Source organism: Pantoea allii (assembly GCF_002307475.1).
In the GTDB taxonomy this organism is placed as follows: Bacteria; Pseudomonadota; Gammaproteobacteria; order Enterobacterales; family Enterobacteriaceae; genus Pantoea; species Pantoea allii.
The window spans coordinates 141726-163785 of the sequence record NZ_NTMH01000054.1 but is presented as its reverse complement, the minus strand read 5'-3'; the positions used below and the strand labels follow the sequence as shown (position 1 = coordinate 163785).

Here is a 22060-nt window from a genome sequence, read left to right as displayed (position 1 = left end):
TATGAAACCTTTATTGACGTTAAAACCTGACGGCACCAATACCGGCCTGCTGCTGCTCATCGCGTTTGCGCTGGCGCTGTTCAGCATCCTGTTGCCCGGTCGTTTCTTTACCGATTCCACCTTTCTCAGCATGGCCTTTCAACTGCCTGAGCTGGGCTTGCTTACTCTGGCGATGTTTATTGCCATTCTGAGCGGGGGATTAAACCTGGCCATTATTACGACCGCCAACCTGACCAGCTTATTCATCGCCTGGGTGCTACTGAGCATGTTGCCGGACGGCGCGGGAACCGGCCAGCAACTGGGCTGGTTACTGCTGGCGATGCTGGGGGCGATAGTCATTGCGGCACTCATCGGTCTGATTACCGGCGTGATGGTCACGCGCATCGGCGCGCATCCTATTCTGGTGACGCTCGCGACCATGATCACGCTCAACGGCATCGGCATCTGGCTGACAAAAGGGGCGGCGGTGAGCGGCATGCCGCCGGTCGTGCGCGCCCTGGGCTCCGATACGTTGCTGGGTGTTCCGCTGCCGCTGTGGGTGTTTTTACTGGCCGCCGCCCTACTGGCGCTGTTCCTGGGAAAAACCCGCGCCGGTAAATGCATCTATATGGGCGGCAGTAACATCAATGCCACCTGGTTTAGCGGTATCAACACACACCGCATGATCATCCTCGTCTATGTCATCTCCAGCCTGCTGTGTGTCCTGGCGGGGCTGGTAATGATGGCGCGCTTTAACTCTGCGCGCATGGGTTATGGCGATGCCTATCTGCTACTGACCGTGCTGGCCATTATTCTTGGCGGCACCGATCCCAACGGCGGCTTTGGCCGCGTTACCGGTGTCGTTCTGGCGCTGATTGCACTGCAGATCCTCTCCACCGGCTTCAACCTGATGAATATCAGCCAGCACGTTAGCCTGGCGATGTGGGGCGCGGTACTGATTGTGGTGCTCGCCGTGAAACAGGGCAAAGCCCGACTGAATGCACGCCGTGACGTGAAGCGCAGCAAGCGCCTGAGCGCGGCACTGAATCCTCTGACTGAGAAAAAGGAAGTATGATGCGTATTCAAATCTCCCCATCATTGATGTGTATGAACCTGATGGAGATCAAACAGCAGTTGGCTGTGCTGAACTCCCGCGCCGACTTCCTGCATGTCGATATCATGGACGGTCACTACGTCAAAAATATCACCCTCTCACCGTTCTTTATCGAGCAAATCCGTCCGCATACGCCGGTGGCTATCGATGTGCATTTGATGGTTGAGCAGCCTACTGATTTTATTGAGGCGGTGGCCAAAGCGGGGGCTGACTTTATTTGCCCGCACGCAGAGACGATCAACCGTGATGCCTTCCGGGTCATCAACCAGATCCGCAGCCTGGGGAAAAAACCGGGCGTGGTATTAAACCCTGCCACGCCGGTGTCCTTTATTCACCACTATATTCATCTGCTGGAGAAGATCACGGTGATGACGGTGGACCCGGGTTATGCCGGGCAGCCGTTTATTCCGGAAATGGTCGAGAAGATTCAGACACTCAAGGCGTTAAAACAGGCTCACGGCTACCGCTATCTGATTGAGATTGATGGTTCCTGTAATCAGCGCACTTACCGCACCCTGCTTGAGGCCGGGGCGGAAGTGCTGATTGTGGGCACCTCGGGTCTGTTCAATATACATGAGGATCTCACCACCGCCTGGACGATGATGCGCAGCAGTATTGATGCGGCGCAGGAACTGGTGCAGGAGTCGGCATGAAACGACGCTGGCTTGGCATTGACATTGGCGGTACCAGTACGCGCCTGCAGTTGATGGAAGAAGGCCGGAACTGGTGTGGCTTTCGTAAAGTGCCGACCGCCAGCTGGTCACAACAACCGGATGCGCTGACCGCGCTGGGCGACGTGATCGGCGAAACTCTGGAGACACAGCCGGTAAACGGCGTGATGCTCGGCTTGCCCGGTATTCTCAGCCGTGACCGTCAGCAGGTGATCTCTTTGCCCTTTATTCAGGCGCTGGATCAGCAACCCGTGGTGGCGCAACTCAGTGCGCGGCTTGGCGTGCCGGTTGCGATGGATAAAGATGTGAACCACCTGATGTTATGGGATCTGCTGCAGCTTGAGAGGCTACCCGCGAATGCCGTGGGCTTGTATCCCGGAACAGGTCTGGGGAACAGCCTGTGGCTGGAAGGCCGGTTTTATCATGGTCATCATGGGGGTTCAGGCGAGTTAGGCCATATTCCGCTGGCGGACAACGATCTGCCCTGCCCGTGCGGAAACCGGGGTTGCGCCGAAACCCTGATATCCGGTCACTGGCTGAGCGGCTGGGCAGCATCACAGCAGCCCGATACCGCCATTTCGCAGCTCTTTACCCTGCACGGCGATCACCCCGATCTGCTGGCGTTCGTCGAGCGCCTGGCCCAGCTGATCGCCAGCGAAATGAATATTCTCGATCCCGAGTACCTGATTCTGGGCGGTGGCGTGCTGGCGATGGCTGATTTTCCGCTGGCGCGGCTGCGCAGTGCCATACAGCAATACCTGCGTCCACCCGTGACGCGCCAGGGTTTGAAAATCGTCTTCAGTCACGCGACCGATCATACCGGCTGTCGCGGTGCCTGTCTGGCCGCTGAGCGCTATTTTGGAGGGGAAAAATGAAAGGCAAAGTGTGTGTGTTTGGCTCCTTCAACCTGGATATCGTGGCAGGCATGACGCGCTTTCCGTTACCGGGCGAATCCTTAATTGCACAGCACAGCATGATGGGGCCAGGAGGCAAAGGGGCTAATCAGGCCACCGCCGCGCTACGCGCCGGTGCCCGGGTGCACTATATTGGCAAAGTAGGACACGACGACTTTGGTCTCTTTGCCCGGCGACATCTGGAAAAAACCGGTTTTGATGCGATTACGCTGTTCACCTGCAAAGACAAACCCACCGGAAATGCGTTGATTTACGAAGCCGGTAATGACGCCGAGAACATGATTTCCGTCTATCCGGGTGCCAATCTCACCGTGACAGCCGCAGAGGTTACGCGCTGTAAACCGACCGTTGCGGCGGCGGACATTCTGCTGGTGCAGTTGGAAAATAATCTGAGCGCCATTCAGCGCATGATTGATCACGCACGCGCAGCAAATACCTTTGTGATCCTCAATCCGGCCCCGTTTCAAAAAATCAGTGATGCCCTGCTGGCGAAGGTCGATCTGCTGACGCCAAACAGCACCGAAGCCATGCTGCTGACGGGCGTGAAGGTCACGGACATGGCCAGTGCCCGGCAGGCCGCCGAGGCGCTTCACCGTAAAGGCGCACGTCAGGTGATTATTACCCTTGGCACAGCCGGTGCCTTACTGTCTGACGGGCATCAGCTGCTTCACATTCCTGTTTTTCCCGCCACACCACTGGATACCACCGGCGCGGGCGATGCCTTTAACGGTGCGCTGGCTGCCCGGTTAGCCGCAGGGGTTTCTCTGGAGCAGGCCGCGCTCTTTGCGGCGGCGTTTGCCTCTCTGTGCGTCGAACAACCCGGCGCCGCCCACGCTATGCCCTCCTACGCCGATGCACTGGCGCGCCTGCAGGCGCATCCCGAATGCGTGGCCGGGAACGTCATGGCCTGCGCGTAACCCGGCAGCAGATGTGCCGCCAGGCACATCTGCTCTGCACATCATCAGAGCGTCAGCCAGCCGGCGATAAGCGCATGCTGCAACAACATAATGGTTTTGCCGTCGCGAATCCGCCCTTCTTTCACCCACTGCATGGCATCAGGAAAAGCCATTTCCAGCACGTCGATCGCTTCATCGTCGACACCGCCGCCCGCATTCTCACGCAGCGACTCGTGATATTCAGCCGCAAAGAAATGCACCAGCTCGGTCACGCCACCCGGCGACATGTAAACCGCGTAGAGTTTTTCCACCTCTCCCACGGCATAACCGGTCTCTTCGATGGCCTCTTTGCGAATGCAATCTTCAGGGGAATCATCATCCAGCAGGCCCGCGCAGGCCTCAATCAACATACCGTCCTGATTACCGTTAACATAGGTGGCGATGCGGAACTGGCGCGTCAGCACCACACTGTTTTTTTCACGGTTATACAGCAGAATGGTGGCACCATTGCCGCGATCGTAAACTTCGCGTTTGTGACGCACGATTTCGCCCTGGTTGTCGGTAATCTCATAGGTGATATTACGCAGAACAAACCAGTTCTCTGACAGCAGCTTATCTTTGATGATGTTGATCTTGAACGACATGGACGCTCCGCAGCCATATGAAGGGAGCCAGAGATAATAGGACGTGCAGCCAAAGAAAACTATCTGAATTGCGCACCGCCCGCACGCCATCATCAATAACGGCGAGCCGAAAACGCAGGTGCAGCGCAAAAAAATGCCAGCACGCTGGCTGGCATTTTATGCAGCAAATGGGGTCATGTTTATGACGATTTGCCGTCGTGCTCATGGTGGTCATGTTCGGTAGCGGCGATGGCATTAACACGCTTGCGCACGCCAAACCAGCCCAGTACCAGAATCACCGCGATCAACGGAATGGACGCGATAGTGTAGGTTCCATTTGGATAGTCGAACGCCATCAAGACCAGCACGCTAAACAGGAACAGCAGCGTCAGCCACGAGGTAAAAGGTGCACCCGGCAGCTTGAAGCTGACATCGTCCGCTTTGCCTTCTTTGATCGCTTTACGCAGGCGTAACTGGCAAAGCACGATAAAGCCCCACGACGAGATAATGCCGAGCGACGCCACGTTTAATACGATCTCAAACACCTGTGACGGCACGTAGTAGTTAAGCACCACGCCGATGATATAGACACCCACGGTGACCAGAATTCCGGCATACGGAACCTGCTGGCTGCTCATTTTTGACATGAACTTAGGTGCAGATCCGCCCATCGACATGGAACGCAGGATACGACCGGTGGAGTAGAGACCGGAGTTCAGGCTGGATAATGCCGCACTGAGCACCACGATATTCATGATGCTGCCAATATAAGGCACGCCTAACTTAGAGAAGAAGGTCACAAACGGACTTTGTCCGGCCTGATAGGCATTCCACGGCAGCAGCATCACCAACAGCACCACGGAACCGACATAGAACAAACCAATACGCCAGATGACGCTGTTGATCGCTTTCGGCAACATGGTTTCAGGATCTTTACACTCGCCGGCGGCCGTACCGACCAGTTCTATCGAGGCGAAGGCAAACACGACGCCTTGCACCAGCACCAGCGCCGGTAACAGGCCATGCGGGAATAAGCCGCCGTTATCCGTGATCAGATGGAAACCCGTTGCATTACCATCCAGTGGTTTGCCCGTGCCGAGAAACACCACACCGACCACCAGAAACACCACAATCGCCAGCACTTTCACTAAGGCGAACCAAAACTCCATTTCGGCAAACCACTTTACGCCGATCATGTTCATGGTGCCGACAATCGCCAGTGCGCCCAGGGCGAACACCCACTGCGGCACATCGCCAAACGCGCCCCAGTAGTGCATATAAAGCGCAACGGCAGTGATATCAACAATCCCGGTCATGGCCCAGTTAACAAAGTACATCCAGCCCGCCACATAAGAGGCTTTCTCGCCCATGAACTCACGAGCATAGGAGACAAAGCTTCCGCTGCTGGGACGGTGTAAAACCAGTTCGCCCAGTGCACGCAGGATGAAGAAAGAGAAGATACCGCAGACCAGATAAATGATGGCTAAGGCCGGACCCGCTGCCTGTAAACGGGCGCCTGCGCCCAGAAACAGACCCGTACCAATGGCACCACCGATAGCAATCATCTGTACGTGACGATTGCCCATGGCTTTCTTATAGCCGGAGTCGTGGGAATTGAGCCAGCGTCGTTTCGCAGCGCGCATGTCCGCTGCTGATTTCTTAGTAGATTTCATAGCCTTCCTGTTTGTCCTGACCATAAGTCATAGCGCATCCAAACGATTGCGTTTAGCAGTGCGAAATGGGTTGTCTTCCTCTGTGCGCCCGCCTGTGAGTTGACTAAAAGCGGCGCGGGAATTTACGGCGATGAATCCTAACCGTTATGTAACATCGAAGCAAAATATACCGAGGGGATCAGTCGGACGATTTGTAAAAAATTTTTCTGAGATCACAAAAAAACCGGCCTTTGGCTGGCCGGTAAACACTACAGGGATGGAAAAAGAGAGGGTTTAGCGGTAAATCTCTGCGGTGCCGGTCCAAAGACTGGAATCGCCGGGTGTGTCCACGCCGATAACTCGGAAATGGCGGGCGCCTTCGGCTTTCGCCTGCTGCGAAAGCTGGCGGGTGACATCATCAAGTGAGCCATTCACGCTGGAGACAGAGACGCTGCCAATCTTTTGCAGGTTCTGGGCTTCACGTTGATCCACCGCCGTGGCGGCGAAGGTCGGGAATGACGCAGTGGCCAACAGGGCGGCGGCGGTGAGGTAAGCAGGTAAATGTTTCATCAATACTCCTGTACTCGCGTTGGTCGCTGTGGTTAAACACGGTAGTGATTATTGCCGAGATAATGAAAGGCAACCTTTGTGAGGTGTAAAGCTGTGCGAGTAATGTTCGCTCTGACGTCGGGATTCCTGGGAAACGTCAACTGCGGTTATTGAGTGACTGAACGGCGCGCGTTGGGCGATGCCATGACAAGCCGCTTGCGTATCCCGCCACTTCTTTTATAATTCCCTGCCATTAAAGGGGTTATTGCCGTGATTGTTAAACGCTCTGTTACCAGAAGTATTGCGCAGTCTTTAACCTTGATTGTGTTGCTGGCTTTACTGACTACCGGTCTGGCGCTGCTCACGCTGTCCAGCAGCCTGCGCGACGCGGAAGCCATTAACCTGGCGGGCTCACTGCGGATGCAGAGTTACCGGCTGGCCTGGGATGCCAGACTGGAGCCACAGCTGCTGGCGAATCATCTGGTGCAGTTCCAGCAAACCCTTGATGCTTCCGTTTTACAGCAGCTCGACCGTCCCTGGGTGCCACGCAAAGTGATTGACCACTATCAGCGTTTGCGTGCGGGCTGGCCCGTTTTGGCTCAGCATCTTCATGACAACGCAGCGCAGGCCTGGCGGCAACAAATGCCTGCTTACGTCGGAGAAATTGACCGCTTTGTTCTGGAACTGCAGCGTTATGCAGAACTGAAAATGCGGGTGGTGGCGGTCAGTAGTCTGACAGGCGTGGTGGCGATTGTAGCCCTGGCGCTGATGACAATCCGCTTTACCCGCCAGCAGGTGGTTAAGCCGCTGAATGCGCTGGTCACGGCCAGCCGGTATGTGGAAAGCGGTAATTTTGCCTTTCCGCCACTGCATGTCCAGCAGCAGAATGAGCTCAAGGTGCTGTCACACACGTTCAGCAGTATGGCCGCACAGTTACAGTCTCACTATCAGATACTGGAGCAGCGGGTACGCGACAAAACCCGGGATCTCACCCAGGCGAACCATACGCTGTCGTTGCTGTATGAGAGTTCACAGATTTTGACCCGCGGCCCGTTGCACCCTGCCCTTTTCGACAACGTGTTAGCCAACGTGCGCGCCAGGGAAAACCTTGCGTTTATCCGGCTGGAAGGCGAGTCGTTTATGTTTGCGTCGGGCCAGATCGATGCTTCGTACGCCTGGCATCATTTACCCTTGCAGCAGGACGGTCAACCCATTGGCACGCTGCGCTGGCAAACGACCGTCACAACGCCGCCGGAGGCATTAATGCGAAGCCTGGCCGCCATGCTGGGGCGGTCACTCTGGATCTGGCAGACCCAAAAACAGCATCAGCAGATGCTGCTGCTTGAAGAGCGCGCTACGATTGCACGTGAGCTGCATGATTCGCTGGCCCAGGCGTTAACCTACCTGCGAATTCAACTGACGCTGCTGCGGCGCACCGTCGATGCTGGCGATCGCGCCGCACACGACATCATTGCTGAATTTGATCGGGCGCTGGCAGAGGCTTACCGCCAGCTGCGCGAGCTGCTTGCCACCTTCCGCTTAACCATTGAAAAATCAGATCTGGTGGCGGCCCTGCAAGCCATGATCGCCTCCTTACAGGAACAGTCCGCGGCCGAGATCCAGTTCACCTGCCAGCCAGGCCTTCAGGACCTGGATGCCCAGCAACAGGTCCACGTCTTACAGATCGCCCGAGAGGCGCTGTTAAATGCGATTCGCCATGCCAGTGCTCAGGTGATTATTATCGACTACCAGCACACGGAGAAAGGTGAACATGTCCTGACCGTGACGGATGACGGCATCGGTATCGGCAGCACGGAAGAGCCGCCCGGCCATTATGGTTTAACCACGATGACCGAACGTGCTGAACGGCTGGCAGGGTCTTTGCAGATTACAGCACTGCAACGGGGCACGCGCGTCGCACTGCGCTTTCCCCCGCGCCTGGCTCAGCAGATTGAATAACGCCACAACCGCACCGTTTTGCATTTTACCCACGCCGCAATAATCATGCAGGATGTGGCAGATCAACAGACGAAGACGAGATTGCCCCGTACAATGAACATCCTGCGCCTGAACGTTCAGGCGCAGTCTGGAAAACCGATCATACGTACTGCCCATACCGCAAGCCAGTAATGCCAGGGGACAGGGAGATAACATGGAACAACCTGCTTTAACCATCATGATAGTGGATGACCATCCACTCATGCGCCGTGGCATTCGCCAGTTACTGGCGCTGGAACCGCAGCTACAGGTCGTCGCGGAGGCCAGTAACGGCACCGAAGCGCTGGCGGAAGCCCGCCGCCTGACACCGGATGTCATCCTGCTCGATCTGAATATGAAAGGCATGTCGGGCCTTGATACGTTGAAAGCACTGCGCCACGAAGGCATTAGCTCACGTATTCTGGTACTGACCGTCTCTGATGCGCGCAGTGATATTTATGCCCTGGTGGATGCGGGCGCAGACGGATATTTACTCAAAGACAGCGAACCCGAAATCTTGCTCGGCCAGATTATGCAGGCCTCGCAGGGTGAGAAGGTGTTTAGCGACGCGGTGAAGCACTATCTTGCTACGCGGCATAACAGCGACGATCCTTTCCGTTTGCTGACCGAACGCGAACGCGGGGTGATGCAGGAAGTGGCGCGAGGACTGTCAAATAAAGAAGTCGCGAATGCGCTGCATATTTCGGAAGAAACGGTGAAGGTGCATATTCGTAACGTCCTGCGCAAACTGGATGTGCGTTCACGCGTTGCTGCAACAATTATGTGGATTGAACGTCGAAACAGTTGATAAAAAACGCGCAAATTTACACATTCTCTATAATTTCTCCACTTTTCAACCCGACCCCGCACGTAAAGTAGACTCCTACCCGTGCGTGGTTTGCGTGGATTTTTTGTGCATCATGCGCTGTATCGCTCATATTAATAATAAAAGCAGTGAGGAGTGTCGATTCAATGTCGAATTTCTTTATCGACCGCCCTATTTTTGCCTGGGTTTTGGCAATTTTGCTGTGCCTTTGCGGCACGCTTTCCATTATTTCGCTTCCTGTTGAACAGTATCCTGACCTGGCTCCCCCAAACGTGCGTATCACCGCCACCTACCCTGGCGCGTCGGCACAAACGCTGGAGAATACCGTAACTCAGGTTATCGAACAAAACATGACCGGCATCGATAACCTGATGTATATGTCCTCCAACAGTAGCAATACCGGACAGGCACAAATTACCCTGACTTTTACCGCCGGGACCAATCCAGACGAAGCGCGCCAGCAGGTGCAGAATCAGTTGCAGGCAGCGCTACGCAAGCTGCCTCAGGCCGTGCAGTCGCAAGGCGTCACGGTAAACAAAACCGGCGACAGCAATATTCTGATGGTGGCCTTTGTCTCGACCGATGGCAGCATGGACAAGCAGGATATTGCCGATTACGTCGCCAGTAATATTCAGGACCCGCTGAGTCGTATTGACGGCGTGGGCGAAGTGGACGCCTACGGCACGCAATATGCGATGCGTATCTGGCTCGATCCCTACAAACTGACCGCCTATTCTCTGACCACAGATGATGTGGTTAACGCCATTAAATCTCAGAACGCCCAGGTCGCCGTCGGCCAGGTCGGTGGCCTGCCCGCCGTCAAAAAACAGGCGCTAAACGCCACGGTCAATGCGCAGTCGATGTTGCAAACACCCGAGCAGTTTAAGGCGATTACTCTGAAGAACAATCCTGACGGGTCGGTCGTCACCCTGGGTGATGTGGCTGATGTGGCGCTGGGTGCAGAAAAATATGATTATCTCAGCCGCTACAACGGCCAGGCCGCGTCCGGACTGGGTGTAAAACTGGCGTCCGGCGCGAACGAGATGAACACCGATAAACTGGTGCGTGCTCGTCTGGATGAGCTGTCACAGTATTTTCCACATGGGCTGGAGGCCAAAATCGCCTATGAAACCACGCCTTTTGTTAAAGCCTCTATTACGGATGTCGTGAAAACACTGCTGGAGGCCATCCTGCTGGTGTTTGGCGTGATGTACCTGTTTATGCAGAACTTCCGTGCCACGTTAATCCCCACTATCGCCGTGCCGGTGGTGCTGTTTGGCACCTTCTGCGTTATCTATGCCTTCGGATACAGTATTAACACTCTGACCATGTTTGCCATGGTGCTGGCTATCGGTTTGCTGGTGGATGATGCCATCGTGGTGGTCGAGAACGTTGAGCGAATCATGAGCGAGGAAGGGCTGTCGCCCCGCGCGGCCACCCGCAAATCCATGGGTCAGATTCAGGGCGCACTGGTGGGCATTGCGCTGGTGCTGTCAGCCGTGTTCATCCCCATGGCCTTTTTTGGCGGCACCGTGGGGGCGATCTACCGTCAGTTCTCCATCACCATCGTCTCCGCCATGATCCTGTCAGTGCTGGTGGCGATGATCCTGACGCCCGCGCTCTGTGCCACGCTGCTCAAGCCCATCGCCAAAGGGGAGCATCACGGTCAGCGTGGGTTTTTCCGTTGGTTTAACTACCATTTTAACCGCAACGCCGACCGCTATGAACGCGGTGTCGCCAGTATCCTGCGCACCGGCGGGCGCTGGCTGCTGCTGTATCTGGCGATTATTGGCATCATGGCGTACCTGTTTCTTCATCTGCCCTCCTCTTTTTTGCCGCAGGAAGATCGCGGCATGATCATGACCCAGGTACAGCTTCCTGCCGGTTCCAGCATGGATCAAACCTCAGCGGTAGTGGCAAAAGTTGAAAAATATTACCTGACCAAAGAGAAAGACAATGTTCTGTCGGTCTTCTCAACCATCGGTTCCGGGCCGGGCGGTAACGGGCAGAACGTGGCGCGTCTGTTTATCCGTTTGAAAGACTGGGATGACAGGCCTGGTGCCGATCGCACCTCATTTGCCATTATTGAACGCGCCGGTAAAGCGTTTAAACACATCAATGAAGCCGTCGTGATTGCCAGCAGTCCACCGGCAATCACCGGGCTGGGCAGCTCATCCGGCTTTGACCTGGAATTACAGGATCATGCCGGTATTGGTCATGACAAGTTAATGGCGATGCGTGACACGCTGCTGGACAGGGCCAGCAAAGACAAACTCCTGTCTCGCGTGCGCCACAATGGTCTGGACGACAGCCCGCAGTTGCAAATCGATATTGATGAGCGCAAAGCACAGGCACTTGGCGTGTCACTGGATACCATTAACGACACGCTGACCACCGCCTGGGGTTCCAACTACGTTAACGACTTCCTGGATCGCGGCCGGGTGAAAAAAGTTTACGTTCAGGCGGAAGCCCCGTACCGCATGCTGCCGGATGATGTCAATAAATGGTACGTGCGCAACAGCAGCGGCACGATGGTGCCCTTCTCTGCGTTTGCCACCAGCCGCTGGGAAACGGGTTCACCGCGTCTGGAACGTTATAACGGCTACTCCTCACTGGAAATCGTCGGGGAAGCCGCGCAGGGCGTGAGTAGCGGTGCCGCGATGGACGAGATGGAAAAACTGGTCAACGCCCTGCCGCTGGGCGTCGGTTTCCAGTGGACGGGTGCGTCGTATCAGGAGCGGTTATCCGGCTCTCAGGCTCCCGCACTCTATGCCGTTTCTCTGCTGGTCGTGTTTCTCTGCCTGGCGGCACTGTATGAGAGCTGGTCGATTCCCTTCTCGGTGATGCTTGTCGTCCCGCTTGGCGTTCTTGGTGCTCTGATTGCCACCTGGACGCGAGGACTGGAGAACGATGTCTATTTCCAGGTCGGTCTGCTGACCGTCGTGGGGTTATCGGCTAAGAACGCAATACTGATCGTAGAATTTGCCAACGAGCTTAACAGCAAAGGCGGAGAACTGATTGAATCGACGCTGGCGGCCTCACGTCAACGCCTGCGGCCGATCCTGATGACCTCACTGGCCTTTATCTTTGGTGTGATGCCGATGGCGATCAGCAGCGGTGCGGGATCGGGCAGCCAGCACTCGGTGGGAACGGGCGTCATGGGCGGTATGATTTCCGCCACCCTGTTAGCCATCCTGTTCGTCCCGCTGTTCTTTGTTCTGGTGCGTCGCCGCTTCCCACTCAAAGAGAAACATCAGGACTGAGCTGCCGCCTGTTTTCACAATGAACAGGCAAAAAAAAACGGCCTCTGAAAACAGCGGCCGTTTTATTTCTGTGTGTGGTAAGAATTACAGCAGAGGGGAAATTGCCCTGCTTTTCTCCTCGCGTGTTACTTATTGCGTAACATCGCTTCGATGAATTCTTTCCAGTTCCCCATTTCGGTGTCAATCATAGAACCCTCTCTTATTGTAGTGGCAATATTACGCCTTTTTTTTCGCCTGGTGAATACGTTTACACCTGTTATTACTATCGGCAAAGGCGCCAAAAGGCTGAGTCTTTTCTGATTTGCTGGCTGACGCACATTTCAGCAAAGGCTTAACCTGACAGGTTTTAATGCGGTTTTGACCAGGACGTAGCCTAAAAAGCGTAATTAAGGAAATTCTTAATTCGGAATTGATAAACCACGTAATTATTAGAGGCAAAACTGAAACCGTTTACCTACAGGCGGGAAACCTCTGTATTGGCGCAATTTATTCCACCCAGACGCCATCGGGCGGATGATGCATCAGATCACACTATGGTAAACTGCCGAGCTGATTTTAATGACAGGAGCAGACGATGAGCGCGCAGTGGGTCATGTTTGGGATTAAGAATTGCGACACGATTAAAAAAGCGCGTCGCTTTTTAGAGGCGGCGGGCGTGGACTATCGTTTCCACGATTACCGTGCTGACGGCCTGACCGGTGACCAGTTGCAGCAGTTTATCGACGTGCTGGGCTATCAGGACCTGCTCAACACGCGCGGCACAACCTGGCGTAAGCTACCCGAGGCAGAGCGTGAGGCCATTACGGATGCCGGGAGTGCCAAAGCGCTGATGCTGGACCAGCCCGCCATCATCAAGCGCCCTGTCCTGCGCGCGCCCGACGGCGCTTTGCTGCTCGGCTTCAGTGAATCCCTTTACCAGAACCTGCTTCAGGAGAAGTCATAATATGTTTTGTCCGGTCATTGAGCTGACGCAGCAGCTTATTCGTCGTCCTTCTCTCAGCCCCGATGACGCCGGATGTCAGGCGCTGCTGATTGCGCGTCTGGAAGCGATTGGTTTCCATATCGAAACCATGAACATCAACGATACCCTGAATTTCTGGGCCACGCGCGGTGAAGGCGAAACCCTGGCGTTTGCCGGCCACACCGATATCGTGCCGCCTGGCGATGCCAGCCGCTGGATCAATCCGCCGTTTGAGCCCACCATCCGTGACGGCATGCTGTTTGGTCGCGGTGCCGCCGATATGAAAGGGTCGCTGGCCGCCATGGTCGTTGCCGCCGAGCGCTTCGTCGCGGTTCATCCTCATCACAAAGGACGCCTGGCCTTTTTGATTACGTCTGACGAAGAAGCCAGTGGCGCAAACGGTACGGTAAAAGTCGTTGAGCGCCTGATGGCACGTAACGAGCGTCTGGATTACTGTCTGGTCGGGGAACCTTCCAGCAGCGAAGTCGTGGGTGACGTCGTGAAAAATGGCCGTCGTGGCTCGATTACCGCTAACCTTACCGTGCATGGCGTGCAGGGCCATGTGGCCTATCCTCAGCTTGCTGATAACCCGGTGCACCGTGCTCTGCCCGCACTCAATGAGCTGGTAGCCACCGAATGGGATCAGGGCAATGCCTTCTTCCCTGCCACCAGCATGCAGATCGCCAACGTTCAGGCTGGCACCGGCAGCAACAACGTGATTCCCGGCGAGCTGTTTGTCCAGTTCAACTTCCGTTTCAGTACCGAACTCACTGACAGCATGATTCAGCAGCGCGTGGCAGAACTGCTGGATCGCCATCAGTTGCGCTATACCATCGAGTGGAAACTTTCCGGTCAGCCCTTCCTGACATCACGCGGCAAACTGGTTGATGCCGTAATAAACGCCGTAACGCACTATAATGAAATTAAGCCGCAGTTACAGACTTCTGGTGGAACCTCTGACGGACGTTTTATTGCTCGAATGGGCTCTCAGGTGGTGGAACTGGGCCCGGTGAATGCCACAATTCACAAAATCAACGAATGCGTTAAAGCATCCGATTTACAAATGCTGAGCCGAATGTACCAACGCATCATGGAACAATTGATCGCCTGACAGCGAGGGAAGGAGCGGGCCTATGGAGTTTATTAAAGATTATTGGTGGATACTGGTGATCCTGCTGATGGTAGGTGTGTTAATGAACGTTTATAAAGATCTGAAACGCATCGATCACAAAAAGTTTATGGATAACAAGCCTGATCTCCCGCCACACCGTGATTTTAACGATAAGTGGGACGACGACGACTGGCCGAAAAAGAAATAACCGCTTCGCGCCCTCGCCTGTGTGAGGGCGCACGATTACATCGTCATAATGACATCATCACTGCCGGGTTTTCCGCCGCCCAGCGCCTCATCAAAATAGCGTTTCGGCACCGTGTACTGCAGATGATGCAGGGCAAAATGCATACTGCGCTGATCGATGGCATGCGCCAGATCTTCCACAATATTTAGCGTCACGTCACCGCCGAGCAGCCTTAAACGCTGTTCAGCCTGCTGCGCCTGTGCCAGCGGAATGTTCTCATCCTCATCACCGTGAATCAGATGCACAGTCGTACGCGTGCTGGCTTTTTCCGGTAGCGTGACAAAGCGGCCACTAAAGACAATCGCCCGACCAGCCAGATCGTCGTGGGCTTTGATGCCTTCCAGCACCATACTGGCACCCTGTGAAAAGCCCACCAGCGCGGTGGCTTCGGGATTCACGCCGCTTTGCTGCTGCCAGTGGCGAACCGACGCCACAAATTGCGGCATGCTGGTGTCAACACAGGCCTGCTCGCTTTTATCATGCAGTCCGGCTTCCTTAAACCACTGACCGCCAGGGCCTGGCGATCCCACCGACACCACCAGCGCCGCAGGAAAGGTTTTAGCAAACCAGCTACCAATTTCGGCCATGGCGTCGGGATTATCACCAACGCCGTGATAAAGCAGAAACAGCTGGGCAGCCCTTGCAGGCTGCTGAACAATTACGTATCTCAGTGTCATATCGACCTCCTGCTACTACTCTACGCTCCCGGGCGCAGGATGATATTGGGAATATTTGAACGACTTGGTGGATTTATTGCAATTGCCTGCGCAAGGCTTCGCCATCCCTGTCAGGTAACGCCAGCAGTGCCCCGGCGGCTTCAGCGCGTAACGCCATAATCAGCGCCTTGCGTCCGTTGATCCGTGCCGCCTGCGCCAGTTCAGCCAGACTGATGTTGGCGCTGACCGCCTGCCGGAGTAACGGCAAAGGCTGCTGGCTGATATCAACCAGCCGCTGGAGAACCGCCAGGCTTGCCTCCAGTGGGCGCTGCGCCCAGGCAAAACCGGCTGCCAGCCAGGCATCGTGCGGGGTAAAATCCTGATCACAAGCCTCAGGTAATGGCAGGTCCAACTGAATATGTGATCTCAGCAGTGGCCAGTCGCGAGCCAGTTGCTGGCTCGCCTTCTGCTGCAGCTGTTTTCCGGCGGGCGTCAGCCCCCGTAAGGCCATCGCGGCGTAGCAGCCGCTGCTGGCTTCGCGCTGACTGCCGATGCGTGCCAGCGTAAAACCGCAGGCTTGCCAGAACGCCCAGAGATCGTCAGTGTAGCCAAAGCTGACGGAGAGGTAGTCGTATCCGGCGGAATCTGCACTGGCGGACGCAACCAGTTGCTTTCCGGTTCCCTGACGGCGGGAAGACGCGGCGACGGCAATCCGGCTGATGCGTAAGGCGCGAAGCGTGGCGGCGTCGGTGAATCCCGCGTGCGCCGCCAGCGACTGCGCAACTAAGTTACCGCGAGGCCGCCTGTGGCCCGCCCAGACGGCCTGCGCTAATTCATTTGTCAGTCCGCCCTCTTCCACCAACCATAGCGCCCCCTGCAGCGCCGGAACATCGCCCGCCAGCCAGAGATGCATTCCCGGTGCATCCAGCAGGCGACGCAGATCCAGCGGTGAGGTGCGGTAATGCGCACGGGTGAGCAGTTGATAAGCCGCCTGCTGGGCAGCAATATCAGAGCCTTCGACTCGCCGGGGCGATAGCTCACCCGTTCCCGCTGTTTCGGGCGCATCCTCGAACAGCAGCGCCTGGTTAAGCCAGTGTTCCAGCGGGTCATGGCGCGCCCAGCGCAGCGGTTCGTCCAGGGTAAAATGGCGTACCTGCTCAATCTCCGCACAGAACTTCAGCATAAAGCCACGACCGCTGCCTTCATAACCCTGAATCGTCGTTACCAGCAACACGCGCGGAAACCGCGCCACCAGCGCATGAAGTAGCGGTGCCGGAATGGCGGCGGCTTCATCCACGATGAGCCAGTCAACGTCAGGCAATGTGGGCAGGGCCAGAATCGCATCAGGTGCCATAAACCGGTAATGATCCCCGGCGAAGGACGCTAACACTGTCGTGGTGATTTTTGCGGGTGCGGTGATCAGGCAACGCGTGTTCTGCCGGGCCAGCATGCCTGCCAGCGCCGACTTTCCTCTGCCACGTGCCGCTGTGATCACCGCCACGCCCGCAGAGAAACAAGCCAGCTCGCGCAAAATCGCCTGCTGCTGAAAAGCCGCCTGACAATGCCAGGCGGGCCGTGGCGTCCAGTTGGGCAACCGGAGCGGCTGCGGCGGCTGGTGTAACAGCACCTGCTCGTCATTTTCAATCAGGTATTGCAGATGATGGACAAAGTTTGGCGTGGCAATCGGCTCGCTGACATCCGCCCAACGCAGGCTGTCAGCATCGGGCTGCTGCGCCCAACGCGTCCATTCGGGCACTAACAGCAGCAGCCAGCTACCGGCCGTCAGCGTTCCTGCCAGCGCCGCCAGCGCCTCGGCATGAAAGCCATATCGGGCATCGAAAACGGCATGATGGAACTCGCGCCCCAGCAGCGTACGAAAGGCGGCAGTCGGACAGTGCGTGCCCACATCTGGCGCGTTATCGCTCAGCCACAGCATGTCGCCTTCCAGCGTCTGGCACCAGGCGATTGCCGTCTCCTGGCACCAGCGGGCTTCCCCGCTGATGACGGCTAATCGCCGAATACCGGCGGCCTGCATGGCACAGGTCACTGCTTTCAGGTTCATCCTTTATTAGCAAAGGTATCGCACTGGCCGGGGTTACCGCTGTCGAATCCGCGTTTGAACCAGGTATAACGCTGCTCCGAGGTGCCGTGCGTAAAGCTGTCCGGGACGACCCGACCCTGACTTTTCTGCTGCAGGCGATCGTCACCAATGGCTTCGGCGGCGTTTAACGCTTCCTGTAAGTCCCCGACGTCGAGGATTTTTTCCTGCTCCATATAGTGGCCCCAGACGCCGGCAAAGCAGTCGGCCTGTAGCTCCATTTTTACGGACAGCTGGTTTATCTGGGTCTGGCTGGCCCCCTGCTGCATCTGACGGACCCGGGGTTCAATGCCCAGTAACTTCTGCACGTGGTGGCCGACTTCATGTGCAATCACATAGCCCTGCGCAAAGTCTCCGCCTGCCCCCAGTTTGGTTTTCATATCGTCATAGAAGGACAGGTCGATATAGACAGTCTGGTCTGCCGGGCAATAAAAAGGCCCCATAACAGACTGCCCGGTCCCACAGCCGGTGCGCGTGGCCCCGCGATACATCACCAGCTTCGGCGGCGTATACTGTTTGTTCATCTGTTTGAATAACTTATCCCAGGTATCTTCGGTCGTCGCCAGCATCACCGAGGTGAACTTCGCTGCCTCGTCCTGATTCGGGTTAGTAGTGCGCTGCTGCTGGCTCACCGACGCGCCCTCGCCTCCAGTGAACAGTGGCGTCAGGTCATAACCGTAATACCCCGCCACCGCGACCAGAATCAGCATGATAATGCCCGCTTTGCCGCGCGGCAGAGGAATACGGCCTCCCCGGTTGCCCGATGACTGATTACGGCGATCTTCTACATTGTCGCTTTCGCGACGTCCTTGCCAGCGCATGTTTTGCTCCCTGTGGCAGGTTAACTCTGATGGCATGATTTTAGATGCGTGACGGAGCAATCACCAGCTTTACGCCAAAATGAAAAAAGGAGAGCCGGGGCTCTCCTTTCATTGATTCACTGAGTTTTATTCAGTCGAGTTTGACACCCAGACGCCGGGCTACCGCTTCATAAGCTTCAATCAGGCCACCCAGGCTCTGACGGAAGCGGTCTTTATCCATTTTATCCAGGGTTTCTTTGTCCCACAGACGCGCGCCATCGGGTGAAAATTCGTCACCCAGCACAACTTCACCGTTGAACAGGCCAAACTCCAACTTGAAGTCCACCAGGATCAGACCCGCATCATCAAACATTTTGCTCAGTACGTCGTTCGCTTTGTAGGTCAGCTCACGCATACGTGCCAGATTCTCTTTGCTCACCCAGCCAAAGGTTTCACAGTAGGATTCGTTGACCATAGGATCGTGTTTAGCATCGTCCTTCAGGAACAGGTCGAACAGCGGCGGGTTCAGCACCATGCCCTCTTCAACACCAAGACGCTTGACCAGCGAACCTGCCGCACGGTTACGGACCACACACTCAACCGGGACCATGTCCAGCTTTTTCACCAGCGCTTCGTTATCTGACAGCAGGGCTTCCATCTGCGTCGGAATGCCCGCTTCCTGCAGCTTCGTCATGATGAAATGGTTGAACTTGTTGTTTACCATGCCTTTGCGATCAAACTGCTCAATGCGGGCGCCGTCACCGGCTGATGTATCGTTGCGGAATTCAAGTATCAGCAGATCCGGGTTATCGGTGCTGTATACGGTTTTCGCTTTACCGCGATACAACTCAGCTCGCTTTTGCATCTTATTTAACTCCAAACATGAAAGATCCGGTTCTGAGGCAGACTATTTGCGTTGATTGCCGTGACGCAATCGATTACCTCGTCTGGCGCTATTATGCCAAAAAACGAAATAAAAAGGCCGGAGAATCTCCGGCCTGGGGTAATTTTTTATTTATTCAGTGCGGCCTGGAACACCGCCACTAACGCATCGTTTTGCGCCTGTGTCAGTACATGGCCTTTAGGATCAATAAATTGCAGGCTGGTCCGGTTGTCGAGGTCGCCAACCTGAACCTTGTAATCGCCGTTCGGCAATTCAGGATCTTTGGCACCTACGCTGTCCCAGGTGCTGCTGCCTGGCGACTTGTAGGTCACTTTCATGCTGCCAGTCGAACGCGTGCTGTCGGTCACTTCCATGCCAACACGGTTCATGGCTGCTGGTAAACGCTGCCAGGCAACGTTGAACGGCGTACGCAGCACCAGCATTGGCAGACCGGTATCATCGGCACCGCTTTGCACGTCAATCGCACCGCTGACGCGGCCCGCTGCGGCGTTTTCATTTATGGTGGCGATCTTATCCATTCCGGCGGCAATTTCATTCAGCATTTGTGCGGTATAACGCTGAACCTGTACCGGCGACGTCACGCTATTGCCTTCCTGTTGCAGTTCAAGCAGACGCACGGTCAGGACCTGCTGATAACTCTGCGACTGAACGCTGATTTGGTAACGGCCACGATACTGCTTATCTTCGTCCGCCCGGTTCCACTGTACCCAGTCGGTCGTCAGCTGCTGTCCGGCGTCATTACGGGAAGCGATCGGGAAGTTATTCGACTGTACAACGCCTACAACCTGAGACCAAATCGAGCCGCGGCTGTTATCAAACATCAGCACGCCGGTGTTATTGCTGAACTGCGCACGTGAGCCGTTCATCAGCGCCAGAGGCTGAGCAGGTGGGCGAATATCGAGCTGCTTGCCCACTGGCGCCTTGCTGGTTGACGGTGGAATATCGTATTCGCCGTTCTGGACAGGCAGAATCATGCCCGACGGCGCTTTCAGTTCGCGCAGCCCGCTGGCCTGTAAGTAAGACTCATCACCGCTGACCTGACGTTTATAACGCTGATCGTTCGAACAGGCCGACAACAGCATCAGGGTGGAAAGCCCCACCACCGTTGCAACCGTTGACCGCTTTACTGAGTAATTCATTCAAACTCCCTAAATTATCGCAAACCCGCTTTCACCAGCGCCTGCTCCACTTTCGGCTGTGCAACCGCAGTCAGTGGCGTCATAGGCAGACGCAGCGTGTCATTAGCGATTAATCCTAGCTGTTTTGCCGCCCATTTAACCGGGATTGGATTAGGTTCACAGAAAAGCGTCTGGTGCAGGTGCATCAGACGCTGATTCAGACGGCGAGCTTCCACGAAATTACCCTGCTGTGCGAGCCTGCACAGCTCGGCCATTTCGCGTGCTGCTATGTTTGCCGTCACCGAAATGACGCCCTTGCCGCCCAGTTGCATAAAGTCCAGTGCGCTGGCATCGTCGCCGCTCACCAGGATGAACTCATCATTAACCAGCTCTTGGATCTGGCTGACACGCGATAAGTTCCCCGTTGCCTCTTTGATTCCGATAATATTTTTGATTTCAGCGAGGCGGGCAACGGTTTCCGGCAACATATCACAGCCGGTGCGCGAAGGTACGTTATACAGCATTTGCGGCAGGCTGGTACTGTCAGCAATCGCTTTAAAGTGCTGAAACAGGCCTTCCTGCGTCGGGCGATTGTAATAAGGCGTAACGGTGAGGCAACCAACAACACCCGAATTCTCAAAGCGTTTGGTCAGAGAGATACCTTCCGCAGTGGCGTTAGCACCGGTTCCGGCAATCACGGGAATACGCCCATCCGCCAGTTCCAGGGTTTGCAGCACCACATCACCGTGCTCGTCATGGCTCAGCGTGGCTGACTCGCCGGTGGTGCCGACGGAAACGATCGCCGCTGTACCGCTGGCGACATGGTAATCAATCAGTTTTTTCAAACTCGCACGGCAGACATTACCTTTGTCATCCATTGGCGTAACGAGTGCAACAATACTTCCCGTAAACATTGGCGATCCCCTCGACAAACAAGTGCTTCATGGTACGTTTTACACTTAGGGAAAAGCAAGCAAGCTCCGCCATTCCCGCGCTTGTCAGCAGTTTTTTTTATGTTTACCTTATAGTTATTAGCAAATGCACAGGGAATCCTATTTTGCCGCAATCTCAACCCCACCACCTGGTGATCACCGCTCTGGGTGTTGACCGCCCGGGTATCGTCAATACGATCACCCGCCACGTCAGCAGTTGCGGTTGCAACATCGAAGACAGTCGCCTTGCCATGCTTGGGGATGAATTTACGTTCATCATGCTGCTTTCCGGTAGCTGGAACGCGATTACGCTGATTGAGTCGACGCTGCCGCTGAAAGGCGCTGAGCTGGAGCTGCTGATCGTCATGAAACGCACCCATGCCACAGCCCGGCCGCCGATGGCGGATACCGCGTTTATTCAGGTCGAAGTGGCTGACTCGCCGCATATCATTGAGCGCTTTACGGATTTGACGGATAAGCACCAAATGAACATTGCGGAACTGGTGTCACGTATCCAGCCCGCCCAGCAGGATCGGCCCGCCACGCTGTATATTCAGATGACGGCGCACAGCCCAACGCGTAGCGATGGTCCGGCATTTGAACAGGCATTTAATGAACTGTGTCAGGAACTTAATGCCGAGGGCGCGTTACGCCTTTATAGCCTGAACGATGCCGATAACCGCGAACTGGTGATACCCGGCAGGTAAAGACGAGCGCCCCCTTGACTGTTCTGCTACGTTAAAAGTACGGTCAGGTGAGGAAATCGTCT

Annotated in this window: 21 protein-coding genes; 11 read left to right on the top strand and 10 right to left on the bottom strand. The window is 55.7% G+C overall.

Features of this window, described 5'->3' with window-relative positions; genetic code table 11:
• Nucleotide 1: 1 nt before the first annotated feature.
• Genes CMR03_RS23900 through CMR03_RS23885 form a run of 4 tightly spaced genes read left to right on the top strand, consistent with a single transcriptional unit; the run spans nt 2 to nt 3595 of the window.
• The gene (locus tag CMR03_RS23900) at nt 2-1054 is read left to right on the top strand and encodes an ABC transporter permease (RefSeq protein WP_096012852.1); all 1053 of its coding nucleotides are present in this window, start codon (nt 2-4) and stop codon (nt 1052-1054) included.
• Nucleotides 1054-1746, top strand: a complete 693-nt coding sequence (gene alsE, locus CMR03_RS23895; protein WP_063880508.1) for a D-allulose 6-phosphate 3-epimerase — start codon at nt 1054-1056, stop codon at nt 1744-1746. The genes CMR03_RS23900 and alsE overlap by 1 nt, the downstream gene beginning before the upstream one ends.
• On the top strand, nt 1743-2639 hold the full coding sequence (alsK, locus tag CMR03_RS23890; RefSeq protein WP_096012851.1) for an allose kinase: 897 nt from the start codon (nt 1743-1745) through the stop codon (nt 2637-2639). The genes alsE and alsK overlap by 4 nt, the downstream gene beginning before the upstream one ends.
• Complete coding sequence (locus tag CMR03_RS23885; protein ID WP_096012850.1) at nt 2636-3595, top strand: ribokinase; 960 nt, start codon at nt 2636-2638, stop codon at nt 3593-3595. Before alsK ends, CMR03_RS23885 begins: the two co-directional genes overlap by 4 nt.
• Nucleotides 3596-3639: 44 nt before the next feature.
• Here the strand turns inward: CMR03_RS23885 and nudK are convergent, their stop codons facing one another.
• The 3 genes from nudK to CMR03_RS23870 form a co-directional block, all read right to left on the bottom strand.
• Nucleotides 3640-4218, bottom strand: a complete 579-nt coding sequence (gene nudK / locus CMR03_RS23880; RefSeq protein ID WP_063880511.1) for a GDP-mannose pyrophosphatase NudK — start codon at nt 4216-4218, stop codon at nt 3640-3642.
• A gap of 179 nt (nt 4219-4397) precedes the next feature.
• The gene (gene ansP, locus CMR03_RS23875) at nt 4398-5870 is read right to left on the bottom strand and encodes an L-asparagine permease (protein ID WP_028725129.1); all 1473 of its coding nucleotides are present in this window, start codon (nt 5868-5870) and stop codon (nt 4398-4400) included.
• 273 nt (nt 5871-6143) lie between these two features.
• Nucleotides 6144-6419 (bottom strand): YdgH/BhsA/McbA family protein, encoded by a 276-nt coding sequence (locus CMR03_RS23870; protein ID WP_063880513.1) that lies wholly within the window; start codon nt 6417-6419, stop codon nt 6144-6146.
• 249 nt (nt 6420-6668) lie between these two features.
• Between CMR03_RS23870 and narQ the strand changes: the two genes are divergently transcribed.
• The 3 genes from narQ to acrD all read left to right on the top strand — a co-directional run bounded on the left by narQ (nt 6669) and on the right by acrD (nt 12464).
• On the top strand, nt 6669-8357 hold the full coding sequence (narQ, locus tag CMR03_RS23865; RefSeq protein WP_063880514.1) for a nitrate/nitrite two-component system sensor histidine kinase NarQ: 1689 nt from the start codon (nt 6669-6671) through the stop codon (nt 8355-8357).
• Nucleotides 8358-8550: 193 nt separating this feature from the next.
• Nucleotides 8551-9183 carry a response regulator gene (locus CMR03_RS23860; RefSeq protein ID WP_063880515.1) on the top strand — a complete coding sequence of 211 codons (633 nt, stop codon included), beginning with the start codon at nt 8551-8553 and terminating at the stop codon, nt 9181-9183.
• A gap of 164 nt (nt 9184-9347) precedes the next feature.
• Nucleotides 9348-12464, top strand: coding sequence for a multidrug efflux RND transporter permease AcrD (gene acrD, locus CMR03_RS23855; protein ID WP_096012849.1), 3117 nt, complete (start codon nt 9348-9350; stop codon nt 12462-12464).
• Between the two features lie 125 nt (nt 12465-12589).
• Here the strand turns inward: acrD and ypfM are convergent, their stop codons facing one another.
• A complete protein-coding gene (gene ypfM, locus CMR03_RS25955; RefSeq protein WP_139015967.1) occupies nt 12590-12652 on the bottom strand; it encodes a protein YpfM in 63 nt (20 codons plus the stop codon).
• Between the two features lie 386 nt (nt 12653-13038).
• Here ypfM and CMR03_RS23845 point away from each other — a divergent pair, with 386 nt between their 5' ends.
• The 3 genes from CMR03_RS23845 to CMR03_RS23835 are packed head-to-tail and all read left to right on the top strand — an operon-like array spanning nt 13039 to nt 14744.
• Complete coding sequence (locus tag CMR03_RS23845) at nt 13039-13407, top strand: ArsC family reductase (RefSeq protein ID WP_063880517.1); 369 nt, start codon at nt 13039-13041, stop codon at nt 13405-13407.
• 1 nt (nt 13408) lies between these two features.
• The gene (gene dapE / locus CMR03_RS23840; RefSeq protein WP_063880518.1) at nt 13409-14536 is read left to right on the top strand and encodes a succinyl-diaminopimelate desuccinylase; all 1128 of its coding nucleotides are present in this window, start codon (nt 13409-13411) and stop codon (nt 14534-14536) included.
• Nucleotides 14537-14558: 22 nt separating this feature from the next.
• Nucleotides 14559-14744 carry a YpfN family protein gene (locus CMR03_RS23835; RefSeq protein WP_047715355.1) on the top strand — a complete coding sequence of 62 codons (186 nt, stop codon included), beginning with the start codon at nt 14559-14561 and terminating at the stop codon, nt 14742-14744.
• 35 nt (nt 14745-14779) lie between these two features.
• On the opposite strand, the gene ypfH is transcribed toward CMR03_RS23835, so the two are convergent.
• The 6 genes from ypfH to dapA form a co-directional block, all read right to left on the bottom strand.
• Nucleotides 14780-15460: an esterase gene (ypfH, locus tag CMR03_RS23830; RefSeq protein WP_096012848.1), complete on the bottom strand. Its 681-nt coding sequence runs from the start codon at nt 15458-15460 to the stop codon at nt 14780-14782.
• A 73-nt stretch (nt 15461-15533) separates the two neighbouring features.
• Entirely contained in the window at nt 15534-17501 is a 1968-nt protein-coding gene (locus tag CMR03_RS23825) for a tRNA(Met) cytidine acetyltransferase TmcA (RefSeq protein WP_096012847.1), read from the bottom strand.
• Nucleotides 17498-18358 (bottom strand): KPN_02809 family neutral zinc metallopeptidase, encoded by an 861-nt coding sequence (ypfJ, locus tag CMR03_RS23820; protein ID WP_096012846.1) that lies wholly within the window; start codon nt 18356-18358, stop codon nt 17498-17500. The genes CMR03_RS23825 and ypfJ overlap by 4 nt, the downstream gene beginning before the upstream one ends.
• 130 nt (nt 18359-18488) lie before the next feature.
• The gene (purC, locus tag CMR03_RS23815; RefSeq protein WP_063880523.1) at nt 18489-19202 is read right to left on the bottom strand and encodes a phosphoribosylaminoimidazolesuccinocarboxamide synthase; all 714 of its coding nucleotides are present in this window, start codon (nt 19200-19202) and stop codon (nt 18489-18491) included.
• A 146-nt stretch (nt 19203-19348) separates the two neighbouring features.
• Nucleotides 19349-20380 (bottom strand): outer membrane protein assembly factor BamC, encoded by a 1032-nt coding sequence (gene bamC, locus CMR03_RS23810; protein WP_063880524.1) that lies wholly within the window; start codon nt 20378-20380, stop codon nt 19349-19351.
• A 14-nt stretch (nt 20381-20394) separates the two neighbouring features.
• Nucleotides 20395-21273 carry a 4-hydroxy-tetrahydrodipicolinate synthase gene (dapA, locus tag CMR03_RS23805; protein WP_063880525.1) on the bottom strand — a complete coding sequence of 293 codons (879 nt, stop codon included), beginning with the start codon at nt 21271-21273 and terminating at the stop codon, nt 20395-20397.
• A gap of 143 nt (nt 21274-21416) precedes the next feature.
• On the opposite strand from dapA, the gene CMR03_RS23800 reads away from it, so the two are divergent.
• Nucleotides 21417-21998: a glycine cleavage system transcriptional repressor gene (locus tag CMR03_RS23800; protein WP_096012845.1), complete on the top strand. Its 582-nt coding sequence runs from the start codon at nt 21417-21419 to the stop codon at nt 21996-21998.
• Nucleotides 21999-22060: the final 62 nt, after the last annotated feature.